Origin of the sequence: Flavimarina sp. Hel_I_48 (genome assembly GCF_000733945.1) — a bacterium.
Taxonomy (GTDB): domain Bacteria; phylum Bacteroidota; class Bacteroidia; order Flavobacteriales; family Flavobacteriaceae; genus Leeuwenhoekiella.
In genome coordinates, this window is sequence record NZ_JPOL01000002.1 from 2,280,570 (window position 1) to 2,298,314 (window position 17,745).

The window sequence follows — 17,745 nt, forward strand, 5'->3', positions numbered from 1 at the left end:
TTGACCTCCCACCACCTCAAAGCAGTAGCAAAACTCATTGTGGCCGTAAAAGAGCGCAATGGTAAGCCTATTAACGTAAATGTAGTTGCGGCCTCTATAGAGTCTTTTGGCATTCGGGATATGGATGTTAAAGAAGATTATGGTTTTGAAGATATCTCAGATCTTGCCCGTTATATTTACAAAAGCTTGGATTTCAAAGCTTTTGCTAACCTGAAAAATAACAAACAGCGGGTTGCAGAATTTGAAAATAGGAAAAAATTAGCGCTCACGGATTATATTACGGCCAGAAATACAAAGCGTTTTGTACGTGATTATACTGCCGGGCTCATTCATCTTTTTCCTGTTTTTCTTCAAGTTGTTGGCATCGTGCTCTTCGGTTTTTCATTGTGGACCTTTTCAAAGTTCAACAACTTACAATCTACCGCAGTTGTATTAGGTGTGATAATTGGTTTTGTTGTAACGGGCGGTTTTGTACAGGTTGTGGGTAAGCAGGTCTCCTTTTACTGGTATAATAAAGATTTTGTTATGGCAAAACATTCAATAATTAATATTATTAGGAATGGAGTATTGACAATGCTCGCTGTTTTTGGACTTATTGCCATCTTAAACATTGTTCTTCCGCTTTATCCATTTTCTTTTATACTTATAACATTTATATACGCATTTTTAATAGGTTTTTTATTGCTTGTACTTTCCCCATTATATGCAATAAAACAAAGGTGGGTGCTTTCCGTAAGTATTTTAATAGGGAGCCTTACCGCATTTTTCTTTCACTTTTATACACCCTTATACATATATATCGTTCATTGGGTAGGGATTTTGACATCCTGTTGTTGCTCCGTTATATTCCTTTATTTTTTCCTAAAACATACCTTGGGAAATCATAAAGGTCTAGCGAATGCAGCACCTAAATTAATGCTTTCGGTATACCGTAATTTCAACTATTTTTTCTACGGTATTTTACTTTTTATTTTTGTTTTTCTGGATCGTATTTTGGCCTGGTCGTCTACCTTGAACCGTAATATACCCTATGTGGTATATTATGAAAAGAACTACGAAATAGGTATGGACCTTGCGATCCTGATGTTTTTTCTTATGGGTGGTGTTCTGGAATATAGCATATCTTCTTACAACCGCCATATGGATTTTCATCAGCTTAAAACCAAATACTTTGAGTATCATGAGTTTAATAAAAAACTGATGAAAATGTATGTAAAACACCTGCGAATATTTTTTTTTAGCGCTTCTGTTATCGCATTTTTTCTCTATTGTATTATAACAAAACCCTGGGGGTACCAGGCGGGTTTTGACGAGTCATTATTGCCACTTAGTATTAAGGTTTGCGTCATAGGTGGAGCAGGTTATCTTTTTTTGACTTTGGGAATGCTTAATGTACTCTACGCCTACACCCTTGGTCAACATAGAAAACCACTGGTGGCCATAATAATCGCACTTGCATGTAATCTGGTTGTGGGTATACTGCTCAGCAGATTAATTTCATATGAATATAGTGTGGTAGGCATGCTCGTGGGATCTATTGTTTTTGCCTTTATTACCACGCTAGATACTTATAGATTTTTTAAAAACCTGGATTACTACTATTATGCCGCTTATTAATTTTTTATTTATTTTTTTAGCTTGCTCCATGGCAAAATCACTTAATTCCCAGACTTTGGTTCGCCAAAAAGTACTTTTCAACTACGGGGATTTCTATCCAGAGGATGTTGCCGGTTATGATTATGTGATATTGGAAAGTGCTCATTTTAGCAGTGCTGATATTGCAGTCCTAAAAAAGAACAACGGTCTCGTACTTGCCTATGTTAGCCTGGGGGAAGTAAATGAAGGCGCTTTACATTACGATGAGATTAAGCAATATACTTTTGGAAAAAACAAACTTTGGGACAGTCACTTTCTTGATATTAAGAATGAGGAAACAGCCGCTATTTTGCTCGATATATTTGAGTTGAACATCGTGGAAAAGAATTTTGACGGTATGTTTTTGGACAATATAGATAATTATACAATTCACGGGCCTACTCCAGTCCGTAAAGAAGCGCTTATTGAATTCCTGTCAAAGGCGAAAATTAAATTTCCAGAAGCGCATTTTATGCAAAATGCAGGGGTACTGATCTTAAAAGATACCAGTCCTTACATCAATTCGTTGGCGATAGAGTCTGTTGCGACCGATTATGATTTTGAAAAATCCAAGTATAAGTTGAGAAAACTTGAACAATTCTCCTCCATTTTAAATGAACTGGAGCAGGCGCATCAAGATTATGATCTACCCATAATATTAATAGAATATGCCGACACAAAAAAACTTTATAACGAGGTGATAGACCGTATAGCATATAAATGCTGGCCTTTTTTTATTGGTTCAATAGAACTTCAATCCATAACAGAATTCAAATAAGACCTGGTCTTCTATGAACGCAGCCCCATCCATGTTTTTAGGACCTTTAAGACTTAGCATCTTTTTCTTTTTGATCTTTGTGCTATACCGTATTGCGTCTCTAAAAATCTCAAATCAGAAGGGGCTTAACTTCTTTTTTCCAAGATATTGTTTGTTGCTTTCTATTAGCGTGATCACTGGCTTTCTACTCACGCTTCTCAACGCTTTTGATCTAATGGTGATCTTTTTGATCCTATTTTTTATCATTCTAATGGTCTTTATGAACCTCAAAAGAAAGAAAGCCCTTCGTAAACAATTCAATAGAATATATACCAGGATTATTCTTTATACGGTAATCAAATTTGAAAAGGACGAGTTTTTTATTGATAGGGATAATGTGAACAAACTGAAAAAGACAGACAGCTTCTCAGAACTTTCAGGTCTCAATAGAAAGTGGCAATATGCGCTAGCTACAGTGATCCTTGTTGTGACCTATTCCTCAAGGTACTTTTTTTATGAATACGATAGTTTCACACTTTCAGAATCTTGGTATTACGAACTTTCCCTTATCAAGGAAATTTCTGCTCAGCGGTGGTTTTTTCATTCGGGCAGCATGATGGGAGATCATGTACTGATTAATATTTATGGAAAATTAGCTCACCTAAGCGATGCTATTGCCCTTCAAAGTTTTGGCCTTATAGAAATTTCTATACTCGCGCTGGTATTGTACTGGGTCTCTTATAAAATTACAGGAAGGCATGGTCCAGGTTGCATTGCGGCATTTTCTTTTGGTTTCCTCTATGCTTTTTTGCCTTTGAATATTGATCAGTTACTTCAACATAAATCTATTTTTTTAGCGTTGACACTGGCCATTCCCACTATGGTATTTTCTATATATCCTAAGGCACTTCGGTTAAAACACAGCATCTATTTACGGTGGATGACTTATTTCTTTAGTGCTGTTTTATTGATCGATCTGTACGTAGGTCTTTATATAATACCTCCATTTTTAGTACTTACCGGTCTATTCAACTATAAATATAGAAAACCCTATGTGCTGCGGGGCCTTCTTGCATATGTTATTGCCTTCGCATGTGTGGGAATCATATATTATGCTGCTTCAATTATTAAGGACCAGAACTTACGGGATTTTGTGATCTCAAATTTATTTTCATTCAATAGTTATACCTACACTCCACAACTCATTATTCCTTTTGATTCGCTCATGCACTATTATCAGGGAGCAGCTGTGCTGTTGCTGATAATAAGCTTTGTAAGATATACTTTGAGTCCAGAAAAGTGGACGGGAGTCATCATTTTTATGGTTTATTTCAATCTGCTTTTTAACCTGTACTGGCTAGATGATTACTTTCTTGACTATGATTTATTTACCCAGACCATCTCTGTATTTTTACCATTGTTTTTTGGATTAGGTTTTTACATTCTGTCCTCTTTGATCCCCACAATTAAAAAAAGTGTAAGGTTTATTACGGGGATGGATTTTGCGATTGCAACGGCCTTTGTTTTCTTGATTGGTTTTTTTACTAAAGATTATCTCACCGTACTACCGGTAACCGGGTACAGGTTGCAAGACCAGATCTTTGATGCATACATTGATATTGAATCTTCAAGATTGCCCTACTCCTACACGGTGGTCAATTCTAATGCTAATTCCATTCTGAGCAGGGGGAGTCATTATTATTTGAGCTACAATGTTTTTAATGCAGATTACCTTGATCGCGATGCGCGGTTCAATAAATTCAAAAAAAATACGGAGTATCTCAGGAAGCATACAGAGCTGATACTGCCGCAAAGTGTCCTTGTATTTATTTATAATGATGAGGCCCTTAAAAATAAATCGTATGGCCTATATGAAGACCAGCAAACTTTGACAAGAAAACAATTGGCAAGACTAAAAGAGCGCGGGAGAAGCGTAGAACTTGTTTATAAAAAACCATTACTGGAAGTCTATGAAATAATAAATAGACCTCGCTCCAGTAAAATCAATGATCTAATATTTTGAGCAAAACCCATTCAAACATACTGTTCATTTTATTCATCTATGTTCTGGGCGCTTGCTTTCTTTCATGTCAAAAAGAGGAGCGGGAAGATAAGATTGATAAAAGTAGCCCAAGGGTAATCTATGCGCCAGAGAGTCAACAACCTCTTGTTGCTTTTGTGCGCGATAGTACAAATAATCAAAATCTACAGCTTGAAGGGCAAATAAGAAAACCTCTTGGCTATAGTAAGATACCATACCAACACATAGATCTAAATGAATTGAATAAAAAAGCCAGCATCAAAAATTCAGTAAGGGTCCTGGTTGTACAGGATGTTTCAATATTAAGTGATGTGGCTATAACGGCTGTCATAAAATTTGTAGTGGAAGGAGGGACGCTTTTTTTACCACAGGGAAATACAGACCGGAGTTTTGGTTTTTTTGCAGGTGTAAAAAAGGATGCTACTTATAAAATTGATTTTGATGCCATAGGTCTGGATTTTAAAGTGGCTCTTGTGCCTGATTTTAAAGGGAAAACCATAAAGAATGGACAGCGGCATTATGGCCTTGAAGCTTCTAATTTTGATGAAAATATTGAATTTATCGCAACTTCATCATCAAATCCTGCATACCCGCTCATCATAAAAAATAAAATGGGCGTGGGCAAGGTTATTGCTTTTAATACACAGTTACAGCCAGAAAAAAGAAACCGCGGAATCTATTTTGGCTGTATGCTTTACGGTCTTAATGGGATTCCCTATCCGGTTGCCAATGTAAGTAGTATTTTCCTGGATGATTTTCCAGCGCCATTGTATAACTTAAAAATGGAACCGGTGGCCTCTGAGATGAATGTCACACAAGCTGCCTTTTATACAGATTATTGGTGGCCAGATTTACTCAAGCTGGCCAAGGATGAAAATTTGGAATATACGACCTATGTTTGTTTTGATTATCGTAATCTAACAGAGCCCCCATTCAACTTTAAAGAGTGGGAAATTGCCAGCACTAATAAGGGCAACCATACTGTTTCGGCACCAGACTGGCTTATGCAAGAGGTACGCAACAGTAAGCACGAACTTGGATTTCATGGCTACAATCACGTATCGCTTATTAAAAAAGACTGGAACAATCCTTCTTTTATGGGCCTTGGTCTGCGGGCGGTAAAGAAACGGTGGGAGGCAAGGGCTTATGGTAATTTGCCGGTCTCTTATGTCCCACCGTCAAACGATATTGATAGTATTGGGATAGTAGCCCTCGCCTATAATATGCCCTCTCTAAAATATAACAGTAGCCTGTATCATGGTACTTTTGAAGAAGGTGGGGAGCGAGAATTTGATCCTGAGCCTTTTGCCCCCCAACTATTCAATTACCCACGTGTAACGAGTGGATATATAATGAACAATTCCCGTCAATTTTCCCAGCAGTCCCTTTACCTTTATACCGGTATTTGGACACATTTTATACATGCTGATGATATTTACCAGATACCGTCAAACGATACTGATAGCGTTGATGATGAGTATGGCTTGAGAAATATACATGGTTATGGCTGGCACATTTCGGAAAACGGCTCGCCAGGTCTTTTGCCCAGGTTTAGGGAGTATCTCAAACATATTAGGGAATTATTTCCACTCTCTCGCTATCTCACAGTAGATAAAGCTGCACCCATTACTAGAAGTTGGAGGGAAGCCACCTTTCAGCACTCCATAAAAAAGAACTCCTATACGGTTAAAACCACTTCAAAAACAGAAAAAAACCAACCGTTCTATTGGTTTTATTATGCCGAAGAAAATGATATTAAAAACATTGAAAACAAATTAGAATCAAAAGATTATAGGTTTCATAAGATCCCTTTACTTGATGGAGCATTGTTTAATATCGAAACAAACTCAGGCTCATTAACTTTACCAGTCACTCAACACAAAGAGGAAAAACTATTGACTTATGTTGATTTTAAAGCGTATAAAGGCTTTTTAGATGAGGAAGGGTCGCCACAACAAGATACAGAGACCCAGATAACCAACCTCAAAATACAGCTTGCGGGATCAGCAATTGTTTCAGAAAAATCCTGGTTTTCTTTATTTAAATATTTGGGCTGGCAAAGTCGGGAAAAAGAAATCTGGCCTTTGCTTGAAAATACGTACAACAAGTTGAAATCAAATAGCCTGGTGGTTTTGGCAGACAAATTCATTGCCCACAGCGATTACCCAGATATGGAAACAAGAAAAAGGTGGATGCAACGTCAGATAGCAAATGATCCTCAGGACCTTGAGCTCAAAATGCGTTATGTCTCTTACTTTGGCGAAGACCAGAATGTGCAAATCCAAATGGCTGAACTCATAAATATTTTTGAAAATGAAAAGAGTATAGAAAATAGGACAAGCACCGTTGACCTTCTAATTAAAAAATATCCCGAAACAGCCAGCTCGTTTCTCTCAAAAATTGATGCTGAAAATTTAGATTATAACAAAGCAGCAAAAAACATCATGTGGTTTTTCGCAGATCAGGAAAATTACTTAAAAGCAATTGCCTGGTCCAAGAAAGTGGAAACTATAGACGTAGAAACGGTAGATAACTGGCGCTTACAAACCGGGGATTATGAATTTTTAAAGGAAAAGGATTTTCCTAAATACATCAATTACCTATTGGGCTATAATCCAAAAAAGGCAACAGCCGCCCTTATTGATAAAACGCCATGTATGCCGGTATTGCTCCCACAGGCCACTGCTATTGCATACGAATTTGGCAATCAGGGAAGTTATAGAAAAGCAATTGCCTGGTCTAAGTGCGCGGTAGATTTTCCGCTGGTTAATCAATTGCAGTGGTATTATGGGCTCAAGGATACTAAAGCAATAGATGCTATCTACACGGCGCATATTCAAAATAATATTCCCACTGAAGCTTTGAAAGGTTTCATGGCCGATTATTATATAGGGCGCGCCCAATTTGTAAATGCCTGGAAAATGGCAGAATCCCTGAAAAATTCAGACAAGCGGGAGACATTGCGCTTACAGTACAACAAAGATGTGGTTTTTGCCGAAAGCGAAACTCAAAAGCTGCTCATGAATGAAAATCCCGATTTTTTCTATCCTGAAACCTTGGCTAGAATTAAAAAAGACCTGCGCATTGCAACTGGTGATTTTTTAGAACTTGAAAATAGGGTGATCAGCGATCGCTTTGAGCCCACATCTTTGGGCAATGCCATTTTTTATGGTATTAGGGATTCGCGTTTAAATGAACATAAATTTGGTATAAGTCAGTTTAGGGCTTATCCGTTGATCGGTAATTTTGATGCTCGTATAAACAAGCCGCACGACCTTTACGGCATTGCCTATGAATTTAAAGAACTGCCGAAACCAAACACGTTCAGTTATGGGGCAGGGGGCAAGATTGAATTTGATGACGAGGGTAAAACATATTACCACATAAATACATCCGCGGCAATTACAAAAGACAGTCTTTATGCCTCTGTACAGATCTTTAGGCGCCCGGCGATCACAGGCCCAGCGTACAGTTTGAATATATATCAAACGCAGCTCAATATGTACTCAGAACTGCGTATGAAGAAGAATTATCAGGCCATTTTTTACCTGGAAAGCAATCAGTTTGACGATCAGGGCGCGCTGGATGCTACCGCACTGATCAATTTTGGGAAAAATTTTAAATTAAACCAAAGCGTCAAAATTAAGGGCTACGCCGAAATTTCAGGAATGCTGGGCAATACAGACCAGCGGCAGGGTTACCCATATTGGACCATTAATGAACGGCTATATGGTGGCCTTGGGGTGAGCTACAATTACGCTAACAATAGCAATAAGCTACAGTTTAGCTTAGATGCCTCCTCTTTTCTTGATACATTTTCAGAACAGTTTCAGCGCTACCGCGGGCAGTTGAACGTACCGCTTTTTAACTATTTGCACCTGGAGGCAAATGCCGAATTCTTCACGTTGAAAGACTTTTATTCCAATAGTTTTGGCCTTGGTCTACGGTATTATTTAAATTAAAACTATGTTGGATTTTGACGTTTAAAAGGTTATTTTAAGAACGTAAAAATCCATTTTATGCCAGAGTTGCCAGAAGTTACTTATTATAAAAAATATGTGGATGCCACCGCCCTGCATCAGGAAATTGTTGCAGTGCATGTAGATGATCCCAAGATTGCCCAGGCTTCAGAAAAAGATTTTAAAGAAGCTTTGCTACAGCAAAAACTGGAAAAAAGCCTTCGTCACGGCAAATATGTACTCCTCACTCTGAGCAATAACAAGATACTGATATTTCATTTTGGGATGAGCGGTAGTTTTGAATATCTCAAACACGACGAACTCCCGAAATACGCGTATTTTACATTGATTTTCAGTGATAATTCGAGATTGTGCTTTACATGTCCGCGTAAGTTCGGTAAAGTATTTTTGGCCGAAAGTATTGAAGCGTTCAAAAAAGAGCATAACCTTGGTATTGACGCTATGGATCTTGATTTCAATACTTTTAAAAATTTACTTTCCGGTAAAAAAGGAAGTATAAAAGGAGCCCTTCTTGATCAGCACCTTATCGCGGGCATAGGGAATATGTATGCTGATGAAATGCTGTTTCAGACTAAAATACACCCTAAAACAAGCATAGATAAACTTTCTGAATCCACTATTAAAGCACTTTTCAAAAGCATGCATCCAGTCCTAAAAACTGTGATCAATAGTCAATCTCAGGATGAACCTCTGCCTAAGGACTATCTTACGCCCCATCGTAAACCAGATGCTCCATGCCCTAACGGAAATGGAAAAGTAGAGAAAATAAAGGTTTCCGGAAGGAGTACTTATTTTTGTCCGGAATGTCAAAAGGAAAAGTGATTGTTAACTTTGGGTTATTTCCCATTAAATAGCCTAAAAACTACTAAAACCTGTTTTATACTGATTTTTTTCAATTGGTATTCTGCTTTTTAATTTTTAAAATAATTCTATATTTATTGTTGGAAATAGGGTGTGGGCGTGAATGGAAATAGTTCCGCCAGAGGCGAAAAATCAGCTTAAAATGCCTAAAAAACGGTTTAAAACTATGAAAAAACTACTACTTTTTATCTTCGTCTTATTTTTGCTTGCATCCTGTAAAACCGAACCAAAAATGGAACCCCAGGCCCAGATTCCCGATACCATGGATCAAAAATGGTGGAAGGAAGGTATTATCTACCAGATTTATCCACGCAGTTTTAAAGATACTGATGGCGATGGGGTAGGCGATATTCCAGGGGTGATCGAGAAACTGGATTATATAGACAGTCTGGGTGTGACCATGGTGTGGATGAACCCGTTTTTTAAATCTCCCAATGTAGATAACGGTTATGATGTGAGCGATTACCGCGTCATTCAGTCTGAATTTGGCAGTATGGAAGATTTTGATAAACTGCTCGCCGGGCTACATGCCCGCGATATCAAGTTTGTGCTTGATGTGGTTGTAAACCACAGCAGCGACCAGCATGAGTGGTTTCAACAAGCACGCAGTTCACGCGATAATAAATACCGCGATTACTACCACTGGTGGCCGGCAGAAAAAGGAAAACCCAACAACCGCTACAGCTTATTTGATGAAAAGGGCGAGGCGTGGAAATACGATAGCCTTACAGACGCGTACTACCTGCACTATTTTGCCCAGGAGCAGCCAGATCTCAACTGGGAAAACCCAAAAGTGCGCCAGGAGGTTTATGATATCATGAAATTCTGGGCAAAAAAGGGTGTTAATGGTTTTCGGCTTGATGCGTTTCAGTATGTTTCAAAAGACACCATCTTTCCCGCCCTTCCCGAAGGTTATGAAAAGGATGTGATCAAGTATTATGGTATGGGGCCAAACCTGCATGAATACCTGCGCGAAATGAATGAGGAGGTGCTGAGCAAATATGATGTTTTTGCCGTTTCTGAAGGTGTGGGCAGTACCTTTGAAGATGCCCACGATCTTGTGGACGCTGATCGCGCTGAACTCCAGCTCGCCTATCATTTTCAGGGTATGGATGTGGGCAACAGTTTGGAAGGTTATGACCTTTCGGAATTCAAGGAAGTGTATTCTAAATGGGATAGCGCATTTGCGAAAAAAGGCTGGCTTTCTATTTTTCTGGCGAATCACGATGTGCCACGCATGGTTTCAAAATTTGGTGATGACCGCCCAGAATTTAGGGCTGCCTCAGCAAAAATGCTGAATACTTTTTTATTGAGTATGCGAGGAACGCCCTACTGTTATTATGGTGACGAACTGGGGATGACCAATATTGATTTTCAGGAAATTGACCAATATCAAGATATTTCGGCTATAAACGGGTATAAAAAAGCCAAAGCTGAAGGTAAGGATATGGAGCAATTCATGAAAGAACTCAACCTGCTCTCGCGTGACAATGGCCGCACGCCCATGCAGTGGGATGCTTCGGCACATGCCGGTTTTACGGTGGGAAATCCCTGGTTGCCAGTCAATGAAAATTATAAAGAAGTAAATGTGACGGTGGAACGCGACGATCCTAATTCTACCTTAAACCATTTTATGAAAATGACCGCACTGCGAAAAGCCAATAAAGTACTGGTTTATGGCGATTATACCCTGATTCAGGCAGAAAATCCTACCATTTATGCGTACACACGTACTCTGGGAGATAAGAAAATGCTCGTACTTCTCAATTTTTCAGATGGCAATTCCACTATAAAATTGGATGCTGAATTAAAAATGGAAGGAGTGCATATCAATAATTATCCAGATTTTCAGATAAATGAAAATAGGGTTGAATTGAAGCCCTATCAGGCGATGATTGTTGAAGTTGAAAACTAAATAGATATAATGTTATTCGCTAATTTAAAAGATGAATAATGCTTAATCTATACCTAAATTAAGCCGATTTTTGATATAAATAACCAATTTTTCCAACCTAATCTAACAATGAAATTAATTTTTTCAATTTTAATCACCTTGGTTTTTGTTTCATGCAAAACCACAAAAGAAGATTTACCCAAGTATGCCCGCGTATCCACGCAAAACGGTAACTTAGAAGGTATTTACGCGCCAGATACGAAGCTAAATATGTATTATGGTATTCCCTATGCATCCCCTCCGGTGGGCGATTTGCGCTGGAAGGCACCCCAACCTGTTGAAAACTGGACGGGAACGCGTGATGCAAAAACCTTTGGAGATCGTCCCATGCAAGAGCGCCTGTGGGATGACTTAATCTACAGGTCCCAAAAAATGAGTGAGGATTGCCTCTATCTCAATATCTGGGCTCCTGCAAACGCTTCAGGAAAGAAACTTCCCGTTCTTTTTTACATACACGGCGGTGGTTTTAATGCTGGTGACGGTTCTGAGTTACGTTATGACGGTTCAAGCATGGCGCAAAAAGGCATGGTCGTGGTCACGATCAATTACCGTTTAAATATTTTTGGGTTTTTAGCATCGCCCGAACTGAGCGCCGAATCAGCATACAACGCTTCCGGAAATTATGGGTTACTGGATCAGGTCGCAGCCTTAAAATGGGTAAAAAACAATATCGCAGCCTTCGGGGGAAATCCAGACCAGATCACGGTTGCTGGTGAATCTGCGGGATCTATTTCGGTAAGCAGCCTTATGGCTTCGCCACTTTCAAGGGACATGATCGCGGGAGCAATAGGGGAGAGCGGTGCGGCAATAAATCCCACGTTAGCACCTGTTTCCCTAAATAAGGCGGAAACTAACGGTTCCACTTTTGTGAAAGCTATGGGAAATGTTTCCCTTGCAAATTTGCGTGCGATGGATGCCGAAGAACTTTTTGATATCTATAAAAACGCAGAAAATAAAAGCTTCCCTACGGTTATTGATCAGCATTTTTACACAGAAAATCTTGCTCAAACATTTAATGCAGGCAAACAGGCGCAGGTTCCTCTATTAGTAGGATGGAATTCTGCTGAACTTCCCGGCGCCGCGTTTATGCAAGGCCAGGAAACTACTCCTGAAAATTTTATAAACCGTGTGGAAGAAAGCTACCCAGAAAACGCAGATGAGGTTTTAAAACTTTATGCCCATGATACGCCCGAAGAAGTGGGGCTGTCCAGTACCGCATTGATTTCAGATGGTTTTATAGCTTTTAGTACATGGAAATGGTTTGACCTCCACCGTAAAAACAGCGATCAACCGGTTTACAGATATCTTTACAGTAAAATCAGGCCGCAGGCCGAAGCAGATTCTTTAGCGCCGAAATCCCTGGGTGCAGGTCATGCGAATGAGATTGAATATGCCCTTGGTAATTTACACTATATAAAAGCACACCAGTGGACTGAAGAAGATTACAGCGTTTCAGAAACAATGCAGGATTATTTTGCCAACTTCATCAAAACGGGCAATCCCAATGCGGAAAGCCTACCGCAATGGCCAGCTGCCGAAAAGGATTCCGCTGCGCCCCCACTTATGAATATTGACACAAAATCACAAGCGGAAGAAGCCAAGGATGACGATCGCTACCGCTTCTGGGATACGTATTATTCAAAGAATTAAATTTGATTAGCCAATAGTCAACTAATTATAAAACTTGGATTTTTTAATAAATAGGGTTAGAATTGTAGTGTTAAAATCAGTAAATCGCATAAAAAAACCGGTAAAAAAGGAGTATTTAATCCTTTTTACCGGTTTTTTAGCAAAAATTCTATTCCGTTTTAGCGGTTTATTTTCCCCATTCGGTATGAAAAATTCCTTCTTTGTCCTTACGTTCGTAGGTATGTGAGCCAAAGTTGTCACGCTGCGCCTGTATTAAGTTCAACGGTAAATGGCTAGAGGTGTAGGCTTCAAAATAATTGAGCGAATTACACAATCCAGGTACTGGAACACCGCTTTTTACCGCGAATGCGACAATTTCCCTTACAGAACTTATGGTATCCTGAACCTGAGGTACAAAAGATGGCGCTAATAACAGATTTTTCAGGTCATTATCTTTCTTGAACGCATCGGCGATGTCTGCAAGCAGACCGGCACGTATGATGCAACCGGCACGCCATATTTTAGCGACGGTGGCCATATTCAGTTCATATCCATATTCTTTAGAAGCTGCCGCCAGCTGGCTCATACCCTGGGCATAGGCCATAATAAAGGAAAAGTACAGCGCTTCTTCTGCCATACTGATGAGTTTTTCCTTTTCCATTTCTAAAGGCTCTGGGCGATCGTATAACTTGTCTGCCGCTACACGCTCATCCTTAAGGGCAGAAACCTCGCGCATACTAACCGCGATATCAATTGTAGGAATAGGGATTCCCAGGTCCATGGCGTTTTGTGAAGTCCATTTACCGGTACCTTTTTGTTTGGCTTTGTCTAAAATCTTATCTATAAGATCACCATCTGATTCTTCGTCTTTCTGGGCAAAAATTTCAGCCGTGATTTCAACAAGGAAGGATTGCAACCTTCCATCGTTCCATTTGCTATAAACTTTATGAAGCTCTTCATTTGTGAGTCCGCCGGCTTTTTTCAGAAGATCATAAATTTCTGAGGTAAGCTGCATCATACCATATTCAATACCATTATGAACCATTTTCACATAGTTTCCGGCAGATTTTGGGCCTAAATAGGCAACACATGGATCTCCTTCATACTTTGCGGAAACCGCTTCAAAAATTGGTTTTACATGTTGATAGGCTTCTTTATCGCCACCGGGCATAATGCTGGGGCCTTTACGCGCGCCTTCTGCACCTCCGGAAACACCGGCACCAAAAAAGTGGATGCCTTTTTCTTTTAATTCTGCTTCCCTACGGTCAGTATCTTCAAAATAGGAATTACCACCATCTATAATCAAATCGCCTTTGTCAAGGTGCGGCAGCAAACCATCTATAACGGTGTCAACAATTTTTCCGGCAGGTACTAATAACATGATGACCCGTGGGGTGCTTAAAGATTGCGTAAATACTTTAACATCTGTTGATGCATTTACTTTTTCCAGATCATCACCTGCTTTTTTTAGCGCATCTACTTTTTCCTGATCAAGATCCTGACCAAAAGCCCTAAAACCACTGTCTGCGACATTTAAAATAAAATTTTGTCCCATGACCCCAAGACCTATTAATCCAAAATTATAATCTTTATACTCCATAATTATTTGTTAGCATTGTTATAAATTAAAAGCCATTCTCTATAAGAAAAGCCCGCACTCAGGTAAATTATCTCTAACTTTACCTTTGATGCCATTCAAATTTAACTGAAATGATTTAAATGACGTTTTTTTTAGACTTAAACTAGCCTTAAAATACCAATAATAACCTTAAATCAGCTTTACAAAATACCTATTATTTATGGAAAAGACCATTAATCAAATGCTTATCATATTTGGAGCTTCGGGAGATCTTACGGCTCGTAAACTTATCCCAGCGCTTTATAATCTATATAAAAACAAACATATCCCAGAAAATTTTGTTGTCCTGGGAGCCAGCCGTAGTGCAATGACAGATGCCGCTTTTCGTAAAAAAGTGGTTCAGGAGAGCAAATACCTGCAGGAAAAAATAGGCAAGGAGGACAAGGATTTCATCAAGAAGTTTTCTGATAAAATGCACTATGAAGACATAGGGGATGATTATGATACAGATTATACAAAACTTGCAAAACGCATAAAAGAACTGAACGAAAATGCGGGCACAGATGATAATTTCATCTTTTACCTTTCCACACCGCCCAGCTTATATGAAACAATCGCAAAGAACCTTTCTAATGCAGGGCTTACCGATGAGAAAAAAGGCTGTAAAAGGATCATTGTCGAAAAACCTTTTGGCTATAGTTTAAAAACCGCAGAGGAGCTCAATAACGGACTCCAGAAATATTTTGGGGAATCCCAGATTTACAGGATTGACCACTACCTGGGTAAAGAAACGGTACAGAACTTACTGGTAACCCGCTTCTCAAATTCTATTTTTGAACCGTTATGGAACCGTAACTACATTCATCATGTAGAGATTACAAATGCCGAAACGGTAGGAGTTGAAAAACGTGGTGGTTATTACGATAAGTCTGGAGCCCTACGGGATATGTTTCAGAGTCACCTGCTACAAATTGTATCGCTGATCGTTATGGAACCGCCCATAAACTCAAGCGCTGAGGAAATCAGAAATGAAAAGGTAAAGGCCTTAAAATCCCTGCGTATTATGAAGGATAAGGAAACCCTATTCAATAACACGATGAAAGGGCAATATGTTTCTTCAACTATAGATGGTAAAAAAGTTAACGGCTACCGTCAGGAAGAAGGGGTAGATACAAAATCAAAAACCGAAACCTATGCGGCGATCAAATTTTTTGTTGACAACTGGCGATGGAAAGATATCCCATTCTATGTGCGTACCGCTAAGCGTATGCCTACTAAAGTTACCGAAGTAGTAATACATTTTAAATCGCCACACCATGCGATTTTCACGAACGAAGATCGCTACAATACCGATAATAAACTTATCATCAGAATTCAGCCAGATGAAGGTATTTTGATCAAATTTGGTGTAAAAGTACCAGGACAGGGCTTTGACGTAGAGCGTGCGAACCTTGATTTTTATTATTCTGAGCTTGTGGATACCGTGGTTATGGATGCTTATGAGCGTTTATTGCTGGATGCGATGCAAGGTGATGCCACCCTTTACGCGCGTGCCGATGAAGTTGAGGCCGCATGGGCATTTGTAGATCCTATTCTTGAATACTGGGCGAAAGATAAAAGCGTTAACACGTATGGTTATCCTGCCGGAACCTGGGGTCCCAAAAATTCTGATGATTTGATTGAAGATAGTTTTGGGTGGAGAAACCCAGGTCAGCATCTAACCGATGAATCAGGATTTTCAATTATTAAGTAAAATCGGCATTTTTTAGCTAAAAACCGGCAAAAAGAACAAGTAATGGATTTACATGTAAACGATACAAAGCAGGAAGTTGCGGAGAATTTTTCAAAGTATTTTAGAAATGCTGCCCACGATACCGATGTTTTTCGGGTGGCACTTTCTGGCGGAAGCACACCAAAAATAGTTTTTGACTTTATGGCCGAACATTATAAAGAGGAGGTGGACTGGTCGCGCGTACATTTTTTCTGGGGTGATGAGCGCTGTGTGCCACCCACAGATGAACAGAGCAATTATAAAATGACCAGGGATCATCTGTTGTCGAAAATTGATGTTCCAGAAGCAAATATATTCCGTATAAAGGGAGAAAATGACTCGGAAGAAGAAGCAAAACGCTATAGTGAAGTGCTTGAGAAAGACCTTCCTTCCGCAAATGGATTACCGCAATTTGATCTTGTGATCCTGGGAATGGGCGGTGATGGACATACAGCTTCTATTTTTCCCAGTGAAATACACCTTTGGGATGAGAAAGCCTATTGCGCGGTTGCCACGCATCCAGAATCTGGTCAAAAACGCGTAGGGCTTACCGGCGGTATAATCAACAATGCAAAAACGGTTGCTTTCCTGGTAACGGGTAACGACAAAACCGAAAAAGTATCAGAAATCATTGGTCAAAAGTCGGGTTACAAAGCATACCCTGCAAGCAAGGTAAATCCCAAGTCTGGTGACCTGCAGTGGTTTTTAGACGCTAATGCAGCTTCTGGCCTCAGTTAATATCTTGAGTGTTCGGTAATAGGTTTAGTGGTTCTCGCAGACTTTTGGTCTTCCGGTTTACCATTTTGACGAATTTGGGCATTATAATACGCGTATAATTCGTTAGCATCTGCTCCCTGCCACTTCTTAAAATATATTTTTAAGAAGTGGTACTGCACATGCCAGACGCCTTTTCTTTCATACAAACGTGCTGAAGTAGTCAACCAGTGCGGGATTACAGTAAAAGTATTGCGTGCGTAAAGTTCGTCAATGAGAATATTGTCCTCATAAATTATATAGGTTTCATCATATCCGCCTATTTCCTCAAAAAGAACTTTGGTAATAAAGAGACTTTGATCTCCCCCGCGGCAGGCACGCCAGTCAAACTGGGTGAACCAACTTACTAAACGCAACCACCAGTGCTTACTGTCAAAACGCATGCAAAAACACCCTGCTGAATTGTCATTTTTAACGGTTTCTACTATAAATCTATCAAAGTAAGCAGGTGGAAAAGAATCTGCATGCAGAAAATAAAGAACGTTTCCTACAGCGATAGCGGCACCCGCATTCATTTGTTTCGCCCTCCCTTTTGCCGAAGATATTACGCGTATAGCGACATCAGTATAACGATTTGCGGCGTACGCCACCTGTTCTATGGTATCATCTTCGCTTCCCCCGTCAACCATAATAATTTCTGAAATATTAGCGGGATTACAGTGAGTAATGAGGTGATCAAGCAGGATTTTAATAGTGCCGGCTTCATTGAGTACAGGTACGATAATGCTTAACATAAGTACTATTTACGAAAGGGATTGACATTG

The 17,745-nt window shown here is 39.5% G+C and carries 11 protein-coding genes; 9 read left to right on the top strand and 2 right to left on the bottom strand.

What is annotated here, in order from left to right:
* From P162_RS10100 to P162_RS10130, 7 genes are all read left to right on the top strand, one after another.
* Positions 1 to 1,617 (top strand): hypothetical protein, encoded by a 1,617-nt coding sequence (locus P162_RS10100; RefSeq protein WP_051907854.1) that lies wholly within the window; start codon positions 1 to 3, stop codon positions 1,615 to 1,617.
* Between the two features lie 28 nt (positions 1,618 to 1,645).
* A complete protein-coding gene (locus P162_RS10105; protein WP_164076242.1) occupies positions 1,646 to 2,413 on the top strand; it encodes an endo alpha-1,4 polygalactosaminidase in 768 nt (255 codons plus the stop codon).
* Positions 2,414 to 2,567: 154 nt separating this feature from the next.
* Positions 2,568 to 4,415, top strand: coding sequence for a hypothetical protein (locus P162_RS10110; RefSeq protein WP_164076243.1), 1,848 nt, complete (start codon positions 2,568 to 2,570; stop codon positions 4,413 to 4,415).
* Positions 4,412 to 8,395, top strand: a complete 3,984-nt coding sequence (locus tag P162_RS10115) for a DUF2194 domain-containing protein (RefSeq protein WP_031427258.1) — start codon at positions 4,412 to 4,414, stop codon at positions 8,393 to 8,395. The genes P162_RS10110 and P162_RS10115 overlap by 4 nt, the downstream gene beginning before the upstream one ends.
* 57 nt (positions 8,396 to 8,452) lie before the next feature.
* Positions 8,453 to 9,235 (top strand): Fpg/Nei family DNA glycosylase, encoded by a 783-nt coding sequence (locus tag P162_RS10120; RefSeq protein ID WP_031427259.1) that lies wholly within the window; start codon positions 8,453 to 8,455, stop codon positions 9,233 to 9,235.
* A gap of 205 nt (positions 9,236 to 9,440) precedes the next feature.
* Complete coding sequence (locus tag P162_RS10125; RefSeq protein WP_117434225.1) at positions 9,441 to 11,189, top strand: glycoside hydrolase family 13 protein; 1,749 nt, start codon at positions 9,441 to 9,443, stop codon at positions 11,187 to 11,189.
* 108 nt (positions 11,190 to 11,297) lie between these two features.
* Positions 11,298 to 12,878 (top strand): carboxylesterase/lipase family protein, encoded by a 1,581-nt coding sequence (locus P162_RS10130; protein WP_031427262.1) that lies wholly within the window; start codon positions 11,298 to 11,300, stop codon positions 12,876 to 12,878.
* Positions 12,879 to 13,044: 166 nt separating this feature from the next.
* Here P162_RS10130 and gndA read toward each other — a convergent pair whose 3' ends face one another.
* Positions 13,045 to 14,457: an NADP-dependent phosphogluconate dehydrogenase gene (gndA, locus tag P162_RS10135; protein ID WP_031427263.1), complete on the bottom strand. Its 1,413-nt coding sequence runs from the start codon at positions 14,455 to 14,457 to the stop codon at positions 13,045 to 13,047.
* A 199-nt stretch (positions 14,458 to 14,656) separates the two neighbouring features.
* Between gndA and zwf the strand changes: the two genes are divergently transcribed.
* Both zwf and pgl read left to right on the top strand, forming a co-directional pair.
* A complete protein-coding gene (gene zwf, locus P162_RS10140) occupies positions 14,657 to 16,189 on the top strand; it encodes a glucose-6-phosphate dehydrogenase (protein WP_031427265.1) in 1,533 nt (510 codons plus the stop codon).
* A gap of 42 nt (positions 16,190 to 16,231) precedes the next feature.
* Positions 16,232 to 16,945, top strand: a complete 714-nt coding sequence (pgl, locus tag P162_RS10145; RefSeq protein WP_031427267.1) for a 6-phosphogluconolactonase — start codon at positions 16,232 to 16,234, stop codon at positions 16,943 to 16,945.
* Here pgl and P162_RS10150 read toward each other — a convergent pair.
* Positions 16,942 to 17,715 (bottom strand): TIGR04283 family arsenosugar biosynthesis glycosyltransferase, encoded by a 774-nt coding sequence (locus P162_RS10150; RefSeq protein ID WP_035917005.1) that lies wholly within the window; start codon positions 17,713 to 17,715, stop codon positions 16,942 to 16,944. The two genes, pgl and P162_RS10150, sit on opposite strands and share 4 nt — an antisense overlap.
* Between the last annotated feature and the right edge of the window lie 30 nt (positions 17,716 to 17,745).

Coding starts and splice junctions, on each gene's coding strand:
- P162_RS10150 (WP_035917005.1), bottom strand. CDS start 17,715: ATGTTAAGCATTATCGTACCTGTACTCAATGAAGCCGGCACTATTAAA.
- zwf (WP_031427265.1), top strand. CDS start 14,657: ATGGAAAAGACCATTAATCAAATGCTTATCATATTTGGAGCTTCGGGA.
- pgl (WP_031427267.1), top strand. CDS start 16,232: ATGGATTTACATGTAAACGATACAAAGCAGGAAGTTGCGGAGAATTTT.
- P162_RS10105 (WP_164076242.1), top strand. CDS start 1,646: ATGGCAAAATCACTTAATTCCCAGACTTTGGTTCGCCAAAAAGTACTT.
- P162_RS10125 (WP_117434225.1), top strand. CDS start 9,441: ATGAAAAAACTACTACTTTTTATCTTCGTCTTATTTTTGCTTGCATCC.
- gndA (WP_031427263.1), bottom strand. CDS start 14,457: ATGGAGTATAAAGATTATAATTTTGGATTAATAGGTCTTGGGGTCATG.
- P162_RS10120 (WP_031427259.1), top strand. CDS start 8,453: ATGCCAGAGTTGCCAGAAGTTACTTATTATAAAAAATATGTGGATGCC.
- P162_RS10130 (WP_031427262.1), top strand. CDS start 11,298: ATGAAATTAATTTTTTCAATTTTAATCACCTTGGTTTTTGTTTCATGC.